Here is a 14,110-nt window from a genome sequence, read left to right on the forward strand (position 1 = left end):
GCAAGGAGAGAAGACATGAAACTACGAGTTAAACTTACTATTTTTGCAGTCATTCTGGGTATGTTGATGATTCCGGCTTATTTTATTTTACAGACATTTGGTGTATTTCAAAAAGAGACAGTATTATCTGACTATGCTCTGGCCGTTGATGTTAATGGGAAGTCCTATGGGGCCTGGCCGCTGATTAACAGTTTTGCAGCGATGGACAAAGAGGAAGATAACCGTCAGTTTTACTACCGGATTGATATGAATCATATCCAATACCTGTTTAATCTGGCTTATAAGGAGTATGATGTGAAGCCAGGCGGGGACAATCCGTATCTGGCTGGTACGGTAAACTATCAACGCACAGATCACAACTATGTGCAGACCGAGAGACAGTATGAGAACGCCAATGAATTCACAACGGTTTTGAATCTGTATGATCAGGATGGGCAGGTGATCTACACCTACAATAACACCGGCAAGGGAGATAAACAGCTGGTAGAATCCATCATTCATCAGGGAATGAGCCGTAATAGTGGCGGTAGTAGCGAAGCTGCCCGCGATCCGTATATCAATATTACGGCGTTATTTCGCGACAAGCTTAACATTGATGTGAAACTGACGGTGGATGAGGAACACAAAGTAGTTACTATTCGAATGAACAAATCGGAGGCAAGATGATGAATGAGTATGGTGTACAACACGGACCTGCTTATCTGGAAGGATTAATTAGGAAGGAAGAGAACATAAAGTCCGATGAAGTGGAGTGGAAAGGCAAACTTCAAATGAGTGATGGTCATGATAAATTCCATATTTTTTATTATGGTGACTTGACTGAAGATGATCTGATTACCTGGCATGATTCGACACCTCTTCTTGTATATGCGGAGCATACGGTCACGGGTGAGCGCTATCTGCTCATTGATACCGCCAAGCACGGCTATGATGCTATGTTATGTGAGACCTATTCGGAAGACGCACTACATGACAGACCCCTTCGTCCTTACCTGGATGTTGAAGGTGAGGACATATTTGAAGTAGAGTTGACGGCTTACTACAATGTGCCTTGGGATGAAGAGTTTGGCGAAGATGTAGATGAAAATGGTGCATATGAACTGATTACGGGAGAGAGCATGCATTTTGATCAGGTCAAGCGTGATGGATATGATGCCTTTGCCGTTCGCATTCTGAATCGTAAAGGAGTATGGACTGAAATTGTACAGGAAGAACTGGCTTAGATCCTGAAAACGAATGAACCAAACTGAGATGGGAGATGTCGACAAATGTATATTGTATCCCGTGTAGTTAAGCCGGTTCCAACAGAGGAACTGGATCACTTTGAACAACAGCACGGCATCTCGCTACCTTTATCATACCGCACCTGGATTGAGCACTACGGGGAAGGTACATATACGGGGTGGATGAATGTGCAGAGACCGGACCCAGAAGTGTTGAAGCCTTTTGTTGAATATGATTTTTGGATACATACGGATGATTCGCCTATAAGTCAGCATCAACTTGAGCAGTGCATCTCCATCGGCAGTTCTGTAGATGGAGATTTCCTTGCTGTTCATCCGGAAGTTGAGGGGCTGTTGTGGCTACCGCGTCATGATGAAAATATCACCTTATGGACATGCTCGGAGACTGAATTTGGCGAAACGCTGGACCGGATCTATTGTGGGTATTACCATCAGGATAAACCAATAACGCCACTTTATTTTGAGCCGTGGAATGAGCTGCGGAAACATACGTTTTACCATTTTTCAGGGACGGAACAGGGAAGCTCCATGAAGGAACTCGCCGATACATGCAAAACAGAATTTAAGTGGGATGCTGTGTTGGAGAATGAGTACATGTGCAAGATGTTCATGGTGTCGATGGGAGGATATTTACGATTTAACTATGCAGCTGGGAGAGAAGTTGCCCTGTTCTATGAAGAAAAGAATGGTGCGGAGGAGGCGACGGATAACGAAATCAGTATGTTCTTGCAGGCTCATCATTGTACGGCATATGAATAGGGGCAGAGTGGAGGGACACCTATGAGTTGGTTAAAGGAAGACATTGCGGAACAATGGCGCAATGAAGGCAAGCGTTATGCAAGGGATGTCAATGCATTTGTCCGGAGAAGTATGCAGGGAGAGCAACCGGATGAATCCGAGTTGGAGGGAGACTCCAGAAGCGGAATGAGTACTGAAGTATTCCATATGGTGAGACAGGCCAATCTCCATGGTGATGTGGAGGTGCTTCGACATGAGCTACCCGCAGCGACGTGGCCATTGAACGAGGCGTTTCAGGCTTCCATGCAAGCGGTCAAAGTTGTAGGTTATCTGAACGAGGAAACGATTGTATGTAATACGGGGATTTTCACGGAGAATAGTCAGATATATACGATGGATCAGCACGGATGGCAGTTGATCTCTCCATATACTTTTGCAGGTTGCTCATCGGATGGACTTGACTTTGCGCTTGCAGGACCGGATGGGATTCGTATCATTCGTCAGCCAGATCGCAAGTTGGAAGGACAGGAGATAGCGACATATCAATGGGAAGATATTCAAGCCCGGATACAGTCGGCATTACCTCGGATTGAATCACTTGCGGACTGTGAGCATCCCGAACGGACACTTGAAGGACTTATACCTATCGATGAAGGCAAAGCACTACTCATACATTCAAGATACGGGATATATCTCGTCACACAAGCCCAGGTGACCTTGCTTCATCCCGATCTGGCAGAGATCGAAGAGTATGAGCTAGAGGATACACAGATAGATATGGGACATGCAGCTGTATCAAGGGATGGTAGATGGATTGCCTATGGCAGCCAAGGAAGCAATCATATGGTGATGGACCGCCAGCTGAACAAGACATACTCTCTCTATCCAGAATCGAGCTACCCTCATTATGCGGCATTCACCAGTAATAACCAGAACGTCTGGTTTAACGCATGTCATTTCTATAACGGGGTCACGATACTGGTCCCGCTGGAATCAATCGCAGGCAACGAAACGAAGGAAGATTGGCCAGTGATGGATGAGAATGCACGAGTGTATGCAGCAGTGGAAATAGAGGCGGGCATGGTGCTTGGGGATGCATATGGTTATCTATATTGTGTAAATGGCGAGGGTAAGGAAGTATGGCGTCATTTTGTGGGTAGTACGATCTATTCTCTCGCTGTATCACCAGAGCAGTCCAAGCTGGCAGTTGGTACATATGGTGGCATGCTGCATGTGCTTGATCTTCGTTCCAAAGAAATGGACGAGTACGCGATCGGTACAGGCACTCTTCGTGAGTTGGAGCGGTATGTGTTGTGGCGTGGAGAAGAACCTCTTCGCTGGTAAGGTCGTATTACAACCTGCAAAGGGGTGAAGGGATGGAACGTGAAGAGGCTGTAACGTTATTAAAATGTCACTCCTTTTCTTATGATGATCTGAGTCATCCCAAGATGGAGAACGGTTTTATTGGCAGTCTGCGGCCTTTCCGTGGACATTTGATTAAGGAGAATTTTCATGAGTTGATGGAGATACTGCGTGTTCTGGCGTCCCAACTTGCACGGCCTTCACTGGATCGGGAAGTCATGGCATGTCTATGGGGAATTACTCATATGGCCCGTGCTTGGGCCGTTGAACCCGAAGGCATGCTTCGCAGCAACAACCTCATTTCCGACGAACAGGTGACATTGATGGAACAATGGCTTAATTTGTTATCTTACGCAGTCATGATTCTAATTGAAGGCGGCGGAGAGGAAGAAGCGTTTTGGGAATATCATCAGTATCTACAAGAAGAGAAGAACTGAGTTAGGGGAGGTGTGGTGAGATTGGAGCCGAATGTATCATTAAACGTGCTAATGGACGAGTTGAATCACTTGTTAGATGAGAGAATACAGGATCAAGAGATTCGGCAATTGTTTGAAGAATATCAACATCGGGAAGGTGCATCCGAGGAAAGTCTGGATCTATTCGAAAAGGAGTATGGCGTCCGGCTGCCTGGCGATTTTCGTGCCTTTTACCAAAGGAAAGACGGTAGTGGCTACGGGTTGCATGTACTGTACCCGGGTGATGCCGAGACGGGCCGATGTACACCCTTTTATCTGATGTCATTGGAAGAGATTCGAGAGACCAAACAATACTTCTGTGAAGTGGATGAGAAGCTTGAAGAGTATTATTCTGCCGAAGAGATCAGCCAGCTGGACCCGGAGATCAAACCATACCTTTTCCATAAACCATGGATTCCTTTTGCAACAATTGCAGGTGGTTCACTGTATCTGATGCTCGATTTTGATCCAACGGCGGAAGGCACGTATGGGCAGATTATTATGTACGTGCACGATCCGGACTTTGTTTATTACCTTACACCTACCTTCACGGATCTCCTCAGCATGTCGAACCGTAATCTGAAGATGATGGATGAGATCACCTATTAAAATCCTGCACGATTAGACAATTCCTTCAATAATAAAGAAGCTGCCGAAGCAGCTCCTTTATCTGAACAAGTACTTTGAATGAGTTTAATGATTACCACTGGAAGAAACGATGTCCGTGAAATCCTCCGCCTGGAGGTCCTCCGTGTCCACCTGGACCACCCGGCCCGCCTCCATGAGGTCCGCCTGGATAGCCACCTCCTGGGAAATGACCAGGGTGTCCACCGGGGTAACCACCGCCGGGATATCCACCATGCCACCAAGGACCACCGATCGGATATGGTAGTGGAACAGGAACGATGGGCGGGTATGGATAGGGATAAGGGTAAGGATACGGTGGGGGTGACGGATAATAAGGGTAAGGATAACCCGCAGATTGCGGGGATGAAACTGAACCAGGGCCGTATGCCATGTAATAAGCCTCCAATGACTGGATTGATGATATCAGCCTATGCCACAGTGGTTTCAGATGATACAGCAGATTGAAGATTGATGAATAATGAGTAATGAGGGGGAACATATGGTAGCCGTAGCTTTTCACACTGATCCAAGAGGAACGGCCTATGAACTGTTGATTGACGAATTGATCGAGAAGACAGACCGGTTTGTGCTGGTTGATAGAAAGTATGCTGAGGAAGCTACACCTGAAAGAGTTACTACAGTGTTACGGAGATTGGATCCGTATTTGATTGAGAGCAGTACGATGGAAGAAATGATGATGAAAAGTGGCGCCATGTATTCAGAGGGGATTTATTACATATATCGTTGCACGCCGGAATCAGGGCAGATCCTCAAGGAGGAAGCCAACCGCTTTCATGACTGGTGTTATCCCTCAATGCCAGATGATCTTTGTTTTTTGAACGAGGATGGAAGTGACTACTTCTACACTGTTGCTCATGAGAATATGTATGGCATGCATATTACACAAGAAGAAGCAATTGAGCTAATGGAGCGAATCACTGGGTTATTTTTTAGATTAGATCGACATCAAGACATTCATTGCTTACTGGACGATGCGATTAGACATCAGACGGATGTGCTGAATATTAGTTCACATTACTTGAAAGAGATTCCGGAACGTATTCGGGAATTAAAGCACTTGAAACGTTTGACAATTTTTGAGCAGGATGTTTATACGCTTCCTCCAGCCCTTTTCGAACTGACATCATTGGAAGAATTGGAGATCATGACGGCGGATTTGGAAGGTATTCACCAAGACATTGGAAAATTGAAACAACTTCGAGAGCTTAGAATTTATTGCGGCAGTTCTTATCATGTTCCGACCGGATGGAAGCCAAAGGAGAAGTCGGATCTTGGTCTGAAACATATTCCAGCCGAGATTGGTGAATTGAGCGAACTCGTAACTCTGGATATAGGGTACTCGGGTATTTGTGAGCTTCCGCCTGAACTGGAGAAATTAAAGAAACTACGTTATTTGAGTGTAACTGATGGTTTGATCGAGGGAATGCCAGAGATGGTCAAGCGAATGAGTTGGCTTCAGAGTGTAAATTTGAACAGTACTCCATTAGGGATTAGTTGTGATGACATCTCCGACGAAGCAGAACTTTAATAGCCAATGAGCCCTGCTCTCGGGATGTCCGAGTCAGGGATATTTGTTATGCGAGGAAAACTTGGCGGAAATGGGCTCACGTATCTGGGCGCTGGGCATAAGCTGGCATATAGGTTATGACCTAAACCGAGAGCGAAGGGCAGGCGTTTTATTTTGGCAACCTCATACATGGATTACACTTTACCAACCACCGAATTTACTTACGATTTGAGCAATAACCCGTTATTCAAGAAGGATGAGAACAACTATATTAACGCTCTTTCCATCAAGCAGTTAAACACACTGGGCAATGCTTCTTTACTGGATATTTTCCTCAACACGGGCAATGTGGTTGAACCACATACGCATCAGAATGCAACGGAGTTGGTATACTGCATCAGCGGTGCGGCAGTTGTTTCCCTCATTAATCCATTTACCAACGAGCTTCTTCATTTCCCGATTACTCCGGGGCAGGTGGCTAACGTTCCTCAAGGCTGGTGGCACTATGAAGTGGCCACTGCAGATCACACGCACTTACTCGCAATCTTTGATGCACCGGTTCCTGAAGCGATATTTGGCTCAGACACCTTACGTCTTACACCTGCAAAACTTTTGGCTTATACGTACTGTCTGGATGAGAAAAAAGTTCAAGAAGCACTTGCTCCCATTCAAAAAACAGTGATTATTGGCCCGCCGGCAGATTGCCAGCCTTCAACTGCTCCTGTCTCTAACAGTGCTCCAAATGTGAATCATCAGCCTTACGTAATGCCTAATGTACAACCAAATGTACAGCCAAACATGCAACCCAACACACAACCCAATGTACAACCAAACATGCAGCCCAACAACCAACCAAACATGCAACCTTACGTGAACCGTCTTCCGTACTGGGGCACTTGGGTTGATCCACGTATTATTCATGAGCCGGGCTGTCCGTATTATAGAGAGCTTCCTGTGAATACGAATAATCAAGAGGAAAGATGACGTTCCTGAGGCGAGGTTTATCTAATACACATAAGTATTTTAGTTAAATTAGGTATAACAAAAGAAGCGTCCGCAAAGGAACGCTTCTTTTGTTGATTAAAGTTGTCTTCAAACCTGCTGAAAGCCGATGCATACCTGAACGTGTCCGGAGCATGGAGTGCTAACGAATCGTAGGCGTCTTAATCAAGGGTTTGAAGCGTGCCCAGAAATCTAAAGAATCTGTGACACGTTATATCAGAATAAACAGCCGTATGAAGTGTTTTTATCGGGGGATTTTGGGAAATAACGAGTCTGAGGTTCCTTACAATTTTAAATGAGGACCTAGAGGCCAAATAAGATGTCCTGAGTTCCTAAGAAAATTTTCAACCCATTCCCCAGAGACCGCAGGATAGTACTTCAAGACTTTTTAGGCGCGACATCCATCATCGATAGCTTGCCTGAGATTGAAGAACACCTACATAAGTTCAATTAAATATTCATTAGTTGAACTTATATATGATTTAATTTACGATGTGTAATTTCGTCCCAAGCCAAGCTCCGTTAACAATTGACGATAAGCAATCGAAGTACGGTCTGCGGGAATATGGGCCTCGGCATGCAGATCAAGGGGCAGATCCTCCGGTTTCTGTGACTCGACCATCTCGCGGTCTTCTTCAAATACCTGCAAGTTGAACTTGATTGTGTCTTCAATCGGAGCGTCTTTGTCAAAGTTGCGTGTGATTGGACAGAATAAACGTGTATAACGGGCAGAGATTGGCGAAGCACAATTCAGAATATTCAGCTTGTCGTCTCCTGGGAAATGTACCGTAAGAGAAGCCGCAAAAGGTGGGAACACTCGAAACTCACGCAGCCATTGGAAACCTTCAGGTGCAACAAGATCTTGCCCTTTGCCATAGTTACTTACAGTACTCCAATACTCCGCCAGTAACTCATTACCTTCGCGTTTCACTTTGTATTGGGGGACTTCGGTGTTGTTTCGATCACCAAACGTCTCGGTATGCACATAGGCAAAATGGGATACATCCAGGAATCCCTCCATTTGTCGTCCAGAGGAACCAGCAATGTCAAAGTTGGGTGGCAGAATATTGATATAATCCGGATCATCCCATCCAGGGAAGGAGGGGATCTGTTCTTCCGTTCCCGCCAAAGTGGTCCAGATCAAGCCATAACGTTCGACTGTCGGGTACACGATAAGTTTGAGCTTAGGCGAGATCTTGGAGCTTGGGTGCGCAGGTACTGCGGTACATTTTCCTTCACAATTATAACGGAAACCATGATAAGGGCAGACAATCTCGCCATTTTCTACCCAGCCTTTACTAAGTGGGGCCCCGCGGTGAAAACAAAGATCCTTGGCTACCACAATCTGATCATTACTGCGATAGAGAACCAGCTTCACATCGAGTAATTGAGCAGACAGGGGTTTGTCTGTTACTTCGGTTGCTTGGGCTACCGGGTACCAATATTGGGATAATACATGCCAGTCTTCAGCGGTGAACGTACACCCTCTAGGTAATTCGGAGGTCATTGTATGTTTTGCGTTGGAAGTTATCATAGGAAACACTCCTTGCTGATATGGATAAACGATTCTCTTTTTAATGTCAGAAAAGTTAACTTCATTAGCCGTATGTTACTACTCTTTTGGTCAAAATATCAATATATCCAACCTGCTTTTGGTTAAAATCACAAACGCTACAGCAAAAACCGTACATGAATACGGAAAAACGCGGATTTTTCTTACGTTAGATGTTAATTGTAGAAAAGAGAACAACCTTTCAGTATGTTTTTCCATTACTGATTATTAACTCCATGGAGGTTGTCCTGCCATCAGAATCTAAGTGTGAATATTCGTTAGTTGAGCAACTATTCTTGTGGGCATAAAAAGATTTTCGCAAAGAATGTCACAGATCCCAGCCTTCATTTGTCTACAGTATGTAAACCAAATGACGGAGGCGAATGAAAAATGAATTTAAGAACGAACTACAGAGTAGCGAGTCCAGGTGCTTTTAAAGCGATGATGGCAATGGAGCAATATATATCCGGGCAATTTGAAAATAAAGTATTGTATGAGCTGTTAAAAATCCGAGTGTCCCAGATTAATGGCTGCGCTTTTTGTCTCGATATGCATGCCAAAGATCTGATGAAACTGGGAGATTACGCGGATCATATTCTTTTGCTAAGTGTGTGGCGTGAAGTGCCTTTCTTCACGGATCAAGAACGTGTTATGCTGGAGCTGGCTGAGGCGGTGACCCGAATCTCGGAACATGGTGTACCACTTGCGTTGTACGATAAGGTCCGTGAACATTTCAGTGAATCCGAACTGGTGGATCTGATTCTGGCCATTAACACGATTAATAACTGGAACCGGATTGCGATTACAACTGGGATGTATCCGGGTTGCTTTAACTAAAAATACACGCACCATGCCAGGGGAGGCTTCTTATGAATTCTAATTTCCATGCCAATGAGCCAGAAGTGTCTTCTCTGGACGTTGGTGAGTTGTATATTCGTTATAAAAAATATGCATTTTCAATAGCTTACCGCATGTTGGGCAGTGTGGTAGAAGCTGAAGATATTGTGCAGGATTGTTTTGCGGGGATTCAGAGTACGTCTGCTCAGGATATTCGTAATCCCAAGTCCTACATCGCCAGATTGATTGTGAACCGAAGCTTGAATCTGCTAAATTCCGCTCGTAATCAGCGGGAAAGTTATGTTGGTGAGTGGCTGCCAGAGCCGATCGGTGACAGTGAAGAGGCGAACATGCCAGAGGAAACGATGGAGAAAAAAGAGCTGATCTCCTACGCCTATCTGGTCATGTTGGAGCGTCTATCGCCCATGGAACGGGCTGTTTTTGTCCTTCGTGAAGCGTTCCGATATGATTATTCTGAAATAGCGGATTGGCTGGGCAAAACGGAGAGTAACTGTCGTCAAATCTTTAGCCGCGCCAGACGAAATCTGCCTGAAAGACTTCCGCCGATCGAGCAGAGTGATGCGGATATGATAGCCAAAGGTGAATTGCTGAGCCGTTTTACAACGGCTTTCCTTCGTTATGACGTCTCTGCCATGCTGGAGTTACTGGCAGATCAGCCTGTATTTACAGCAGATGGCGGTGGCGTTGTGCATACGGTTATGAGAACAATGAATGTGCACAAAGGTGTGCTTGCACTCCTGACCTCACGTCGAGTCCTTACACGATTGCGTGAAAGGGAATGGGTACCGATGTGGATCAATGGCGAACTTCAACTCGCGTTGATGAAAGAAGGGCAGTTGTCCGAGGTACTCTGTTTGGAGTTGGACGCTTCCGGAGAGCGGATTGAGGGCGTGTATCTCGTTGTCAATCCGAACAAACTTACATCAATAGACACTTCAACTCTTTGATCCAAACGTAACGACTTGATATATAAACTTAAAAGCGACAACCTCTGTCACGAGGATTGCCGCTTTTTTGGCATTCACATTTTGCGATTCAGCATCTGATTATTCACGGACAAATTGTTGTTGAACAGGTTCAATGATTGCTCTGACTTCAGGTGTAAGCTCATCATTATTCTGATTGAGAACCAGTAAAATCTTTTCCATAGTGTCCAGAAGAACACTCTGCGTATCGGGCTCCCGGTAAGCCAAAGCTTTCTCGTAAGCCTGTTTCACCACAGGGTCCATGGTGCGAATTTCTTCATCCGTGTACCAATCATAAGCAGGCGTGTTGTCACTTCCGTAAAACAGATAATCCACAAATAACCCTTGCTTCACTGCTGATGTGCGATTGGAATTCGGGAAGTTGTTCAAAAAGGCTTCTTTCTCCAATGCACGCTGGATTAATTCGTTCCAAGAGATGATAATGCCCCCATCTGAAGTCGTCATTTGGTTGGACTCGGTAGCCATAATATTAATGTATGCAGCAATATCAGCCTTAACAAAAGGTTTGAACTTTTGATATATCTCATAATTGATGATGGGGTAATACAAGCCTTCACTGGTTTCCAGTTTGAACCCGAGATCTGAAGCTTCCTGCAGAAGCTTCTTCACGGTCGGATCTTTAATTTCTTTGAGCAGACGACTATATGTAAGCTTCTGTTCGTAACCAAGTTGTTCATGGGCTTGAGATATGGCCTGTTGAAATTGTTCCGTATACATTTGGTAGTCCATATTAGCCAATTTCACGTTTTGCATGTTCTCCAGTTGCAGCGTCATTAGTGTGGCCTGCCAAGGTCCGACTTTATCGATATGATTCATCAGGTATTTACGCGCTTTAACCAGACTTTCTGTGGACTTCACTGCTTCTGTTCGATAGGTTTGGAACTGATGATACACCGCTTTGGAAGCGGGGACAGGTGCAGCTAGTGTTGTTGAAGGTGTGAGTGTTGTGCCAATGGCAGTACAGCCGAGAGCCATAGCCAGTAAACCAAGTTTAGCAGGTTGCTTCCATCTCATTTGTATACCTCCCCATTAATGAAGAAAAAGCCATTTGAATTCTCGTATAACGGCATTTCACCCTATTTTATATGTATGATCCGTAAGTTGAATATGTACGGGTTTGTCTTTGATTAAACCAGTTTTTGGTAACCAAATCAAGAGTCTTAAGCAGGAAATGATTATAAATAACCAAAGAACAGCCCCTAAAACCCGCATGGGTTGAAGAGACTGTTCTGGGGAATCGGACTTTATTTTCTAATTAATGAAGTGGTTTATTGTTAATAGGCATCTGAGGTGCTCCGGTTGCTGGAATGTATGCCTGAAGCATCTGTTGTGTATCACTTGGAGTGAGTTGAGGTACTTGATAATAGGCGTTTTTATTCTGGAACATGAAAATTTCATAGGCCATCTCGATAAAATGCTGGATCTGAGAAGCGATGACTCGGCGAACCGTTCCATTTGTGATCTCGCTACAGGACATGCCGAGCAGACTCGCATGTGACTTGATCAGTCCCAGCATATGACCGCTAATCCCGGCATCCTTTACATCAGTTAAGCTCTGGTTTGGCTTTTTCGGTGCTGATGGCTTAAGGCCATATACCGGTGGTACCATGTTGGGGATCATATAGGTAGCTGTCTCTTGATGAGGCTTCTGTCCGGATGCAAAACACTCTGCTGTCAGATTGTACTGGGATAATATGAAATTGTACTGTCGGTCCAGAATGCCAATCAGTTCCTGGCTCTGCACAAATGTACGAAAGATCATATATTGATCCAGGACGTTAATGGTGGAGGACAGAATCTCATGTACATCGAACATCTCATGGCCGCCATGATTCATGTTAGGGGTGACATTTGGATTAGCATTCAATGTGGGTTGTACTACATTCTGAGGGTTCATGGAATTTGGATTCATTGTAAATTTGATTCTCCTTTGGTAAATGGTATGATTCTATATAAGTTGAACGAAAGAATATTTACACTTGCCACTCCGATGACAGAACAACCTTCCGATCGCTGTTATCCCCAGATTTTTAATTCAATTTTACAAAGGTGAAAATCCGGTGATAAGCTTATGCTTCCGAAGTAGAAAGCTTTTAGCGAACGCTTCACTTCTTCAGGTTCTTTCTGTCTTCTACGTTCTCGTGCAAATGTATAGTTCAACTTCTATAGTATGCTTGGAAAGTAGTAAACTTATGTAAAGTGTTAGGAGTATACGCACAAATAGGAACAGGTATGGTGGTGGTTAAGATGGAAGAGACCGATTGGGGTGTAGCAAAGGATTTGTTCGTCAAACATTATGGGAGCGCTATACAGATGCATCGAGAAGGCGTGTATGCCGACTATAAGCGATGGGACGTACCCCAAGAGTTAGAGGAACAATGGATAGGAGAGCGAATTCAACAATTAAGTTCTGAGCTGTCTATCATGAATTGGGATGCGGTGGATGAACTTGCGTTGATTGCCAAACATCGAACAGAACCAAGTATAATTAAAGCCATTACAGCATTTGCTTCAAGACAATTGAAGAGTGCGGACAGTATGGTTCGTCTCGTGTATGCTGAGCGTCTGATTGAGCTGATTAAACGGTATGAATCCTCTCTGCCGATGGACAAGATACGGGAAACCTATCAACTGACGATGGATTTGCTGGTTGATGTGGCGACTAAACCGTTGGTGCTTGATCCAGGGCATGAATTACAGCAGTATGGATTAAAGGATAAACGAGGATTGAATTTGCGTGTGGAAAAGAATAAGGAAGAAATCATCCGCTATTTTCGAAACTAATTGAATTTTATCAAGTGAGGTCAGAATCATTGAGAAAACTGAATTATATTCGCATATTTATTTTCCTTAGTGTGGTTACTATAGTAACGCTTGGCTTGTACTACGTAGCCGCAGATTGGCTGGATCAGCGTTATTTCCGCTTCCTGATCTGGAATCTGTTCTTGGGCTGGATTCCTTTTGTGTTCTCTTATGCAGCCTATCTTCTAAGTGATGTGAAATGGAAAGGTGCCGCATGGCTTGCAGTTGCAAGTGGTCTGCTGTGGTTGTTATTTTTCCCGAACTCTTCTTACATTGTTACGGATCTGGTTCATCTGACAGCGAGAAGTTCCCGGTATTATGGTGGGAACGGGGTGGACTACACGTATTGGTACGACTTAAGTGTTCTATTAATGTTTGTCTGGACTGGACTTCTGCTTGGATTCCTGTCGATGTATCAGCTTCAGGAAGTGATCTATCACCGAATTGGACGCTGGGCATCCTGGATCTTTGTACTGGTTGGCTGTGCTTTGGGAAGTTACGGGGTATTGCTTGGACGTGTATATCGACTGAATAGCTGGGATGCACTGACAAATCGCGAGACGTTGATTGAACTGATGCACGAAAGTGTAAGCCGTCCGTCTCTGGCGTTTTGCCTGTTTTTTGGCACGTTTATCACTACAATCTATGCCACATTGTATTATCTGATCAATACGAGGGCTCCACGTGAAAAGAAGAAGAGTGCAGGAAGTCCCGAATCGGACCTGCAAGCGTTACGCTAATTCATGTTGCCTCGAGACATACAGCCAGATAGACTTACAGTAAAACGAGTGGAACAAGTGATTGAACAGCATTTGAGCATGCTTTGTCAAACTTAATCTTGCGTTGTCTGAAGAAGGGTTATTTCCTTTTATAAGGGAGTAATCCTTCTTTTTATGAAAATATGGCAGGTATGCAGGATATGACGAAGAATTAAGAATGAGAATGTAATGAATACA

16 protein-coding genes are annotated in these 14,110 nt (G+C 44.5%); 12 read left to right on the top strand and 4 right to left on the bottom strand.

Annotated features, from left to right (window positions below; all coding sequences use genetic code 11):
- Positions 1–15 precede the first annotated feature (15 nt).
- The 6 genes from MHB71_RS06520 to MHB71_RS06545 are packed head-to-tail and all read left to right on the top strand — an operon-like array spanning position 16 to position 4,408.
- A complete protein-coding gene (locus MHB71_RS06520) occupies positions 16–666 on the top strand; it encodes a hypothetical protein (protein ID WP_340029101.1) in 651 nt (216 codons plus the stop codon).
- Positions 663–1,223 (top strand): hypothetical protein, encoded by a 561-nt coding sequence (locus tag MHB71_RS06525; RefSeq protein WP_036613375.1) that lies wholly within the window; start codon positions 663–665, stop codon positions 1,221–1,223. Before MHB71_RS06520 ends, MHB71_RS06525 begins: the two co-directional genes overlap by 4 nt.
- 45 nt (positions 1,224–1,268) lie before the next feature.
- Positions 1,269–2,003 carry an SMI1/KNR4 family protein gene (locus MHB71_RS06530; protein WP_340029102.1) on the top strand — a complete coding sequence of 245 codons (735 nt, stop codon included), beginning with the start codon at positions 1,269–1,271 and terminating at the stop codon, positions 2,001–2,003.
- A gap of 21 nt (positions 2,004–2,024) precedes the next feature.
- Positions 2,025–3,326 (top strand): hypothetical protein, encoded by a 1,302-nt coding sequence (locus MHB71_RS06535; RefSeq protein WP_036672887.1) that lies wholly within the window; start codon positions 2,025–2,027, stop codon positions 3,324–3,326.
- 32 nt (positions 3,327–3,358) lie between these two features.
- Entirely contained in the window at positions 3,359–3,781 is a 423-nt protein-coding gene (locus MHB71_RS06540) for a hypothetical protein (protein WP_340029103.1), read from the top strand.
- Between the two features lie 21 nt (positions 3,782–3,802).
- Positions 3,803–4,408: an SMI1/KNR4 family protein gene (locus tag MHB71_RS06545; protein WP_256721183.1), complete on the top strand. Its 606-nt coding sequence runs from the start codon at positions 3,803–3,805 to the stop codon at positions 4,406–4,408.
- Between the two features lie 91 nt (positions 4,409–4,499).
- Here the strand turns inward: MHB71_RS06545 and MHB71_RS06550 are convergent, their stop codons facing one another.
- On the bottom strand, positions 4,500–4,817 hold the full coding sequence (locus MHB71_RS06550) for a hypothetical protein (protein ID WP_076328451.1): 318 nt from the start codon (positions 4,815–4,817) through the stop codon (positions 4,500–4,502).
- Positions 4,818–4,925: 108 nt separating this feature from the next.
- Here MHB71_RS06550 and MHB71_RS06555 point away from each other — a divergent pair, with 108 nt between their 5' ends.
- On the top strand, positions 4,926–5,975 hold the full coding sequence (locus MHB71_RS06555; RefSeq protein ID WP_051449888.1) for a leucine-rich repeat domain-containing protein: 1,050 nt from the start codon (positions 4,926–4,928) through the stop codon (positions 5,973–5,975).
- Between the two features lie 153 nt (positions 5,976–6,128).
- Complete coding sequence (locus MHB71_RS06560; protein WP_036672881.1) at positions 6,129–6,938, top strand: cupin domain-containing protein; 810 nt, start codon at positions 6,129–6,131, stop codon at positions 6,936–6,938.
- Positions 6,939–7,443: 505 nt separating this feature from the next.
- On the opposite strand, the gene MHB71_RS06565 is transcribed toward MHB71_RS06560, so the two are convergent.
- Positions 7,444–8,490: an aromatic ring-hydroxylating dioxygenase subunit alpha gene (locus tag MHB71_RS06565; protein ID WP_051449887.1), complete on the bottom strand. Its 1,047-nt coding sequence runs from the start codon at positions 8,488–8,490 to the stop codon at positions 7,444–7,446.
- A gap of 408 nt (positions 8,491–8,898) precedes the next feature.
- Here MHB71_RS06565 and MHB71_RS06570 point away from each other — a divergent pair, with 408 nt between their 5' ends.
- Together MHB71_RS06570 and MHB71_RS06575 are read left to right on the top strand one after the other, a co-directional pair.
- On the top strand, positions 8,899–9,345 hold the full coding sequence (locus tag MHB71_RS06570; protein ID WP_036672879.1) for a carboxymuconolactone decarboxylase family protein: 447 nt from the start codon (positions 8,899–8,901) through the stop codon (positions 9,343–9,345).
- A gap of 32 nt (positions 9,346–9,377) precedes the next feature.
- Complete coding sequence (locus MHB71_RS06575) at positions 9,378–10,313, top strand: sigma-70 family RNA polymerase sigma factor (protein WP_036672877.1); 936 nt, start codon at positions 9,378–9,380, stop codon at positions 10,311–10,313.
- Positions 10,314–10,412: 99 nt separating this feature from the next.
- Here the strand turns inward: MHB71_RS06575 and MHB71_RS06580 are convergent, their stop codons facing one another.
- Together MHB71_RS06580 and MHB71_RS06585 are read right to left on the bottom strand one after the other, a co-directional pair.
- Complete coding sequence (locus MHB71_RS06580) at positions 10,413–11,366, bottom strand: hypothetical protein (protein WP_340029104.1); 954 nt, start codon at positions 11,364–11,366, stop codon at positions 10,413–10,415.
- 241 nt (positions 11,367–11,607) lie between these two features.
- Positions 11,608–12,189, bottom strand: coding sequence for a spore coat protein (locus tag MHB71_RS06585; RefSeq protein ID WP_340030132.1), 582 nt, complete (start codon positions 12,187–12,189; stop codon positions 11,608–11,610).
- A 410-nt stretch (positions 12,190–12,599) separates the two neighbouring features.
- Between MHB71_RS06585 and MHB71_RS06590 the strand changes: the two genes are divergently transcribed.
- Positions 12,600–13,136: a hypothetical protein gene (locus MHB71_RS06590; RefSeq protein ID WP_047843484.1), complete on the top strand. Its 537-nt coding sequence runs from the start codon at positions 12,600–12,602 to the stop codon at positions 13,134–13,136.
- 29 nt (positions 13,137–13,165) lie between these two features.
- Positions 13,166–13,894, top strand: a complete 729-nt coding sequence (locus tag MHB71_RS06595; protein WP_340029105.1) for a DUF1361 domain-containing protein — start codon at positions 13,166–13,168, stop codon at positions 13,892–13,894.
- The last annotated feature ends 216 nt before the right edge of the window (positions 13,895–14,110 follow it).

It is taken from the genome of Paenibacillus sp. FSL H7-0940 (assembly GCF_037979415.1).
Lineage (GTDB): Bacteria > Bacillota > Bacilli > Paenibacillales > Paenibacillaceae > Paenibacillus > Paenibacillus amylolyticus.

What these genes read in the sequence shown, in the direction of transcription:
- MHB71_RS06540 (WP_340029103.1), top strand. Translation starts at nt 3,359, where the DNA reads ATGGAACGTGAAGAGGCTGTAACGTTATTAAAATGTCACTCCTTTTCT.
- MHB71_RS06590 (WP_047843484.1), top strand. Translation starts at nt 12,600, where the DNA reads ATGGAAGAGACCGATTGGGGTGTAGCAAAGGATTTGTTCGTCAAACAT.
- MHB71_RS06550 (WP_076328451.1), bottom strand. Translation starts at nt 4,817, where the DNA reads ATGGCATACGGCCCTGGTTCAGTTTCATCCCCGCAATCTGCGGGTTAT.
- MHB71_RS06580 (WP_340029104.1), bottom strand. Translation starts at nt 11,366, where the DNA reads ATGAGATGGAAGCAACCTGCTAAACTTGGTTTACTGGCTATGGCTCTC.
- MHB71_RS06525 (WP_036613375.1), top strand. Translation starts at nt 663, where the DNA reads ATGATGAATGAGTATGGTGTACAACACGGACCTGCTTATCTGGAAGGA.
- MHB71_RS06570 (WP_036672879.1), top strand. Translation starts at nt 8,899, where the DNA reads ATGAATTTAAGAACGAACTACAGAGTAGCGAGTCCAGGTGCTTTTAAA.
- MHB71_RS06565 (WP_051449887.1), bottom strand. Translation starts at nt 8,490, where the DNA reads ATGATAACTTCCAACGCAAAACATACAATGACCTCCGAATTACCTAGA.
- MHB71_RS06585 (WP_340030132.1), bottom strand. Translation starts at nt 12,189, where the DNA reads ATGAATCATGGCGGCCATGAGATGTTCGATGTACATGAGATTCTGTCC.
- MHB71_RS06520 (WP_340029101.1), top strand. Translation starts at nt 16, where the DNA reads ATGAAACTACGAGTTAAACTTACTATTTTTGCAGTCATTCTGGGTATG.
- MHB71_RS06535 (WP_036672887.1), top strand. Translation starts at nt 2,025, where the DNA reads ATGAGTTGGTTAAAGGAAGACATTGCGGAACAATGGCGCAATGAAGGC.
- MHB71_RS06555 (WP_051449888.1), top strand. Translation starts at nt 4,926, where the DNA reads ATGGTAGCCGTAGCTTTTCACACTGATCCAAGAGGAACGGCCTATGAA.
- MHB71_RS06575 (WP_036672877.1), top strand. Translation starts at nt 9,378, where the DNA reads ATGAATTCTAATTTCCATGCCAATGAGCCAGAAGTGTCTTCTCTGGAC.
- MHB71_RS06530 (WP_340029102.1), top strand. Translation starts at nt 1,269, where the DNA reads ATGTATATTGTATCCCGTGTAGTTAAGCCGGTTCCAACAGAGGAACTG.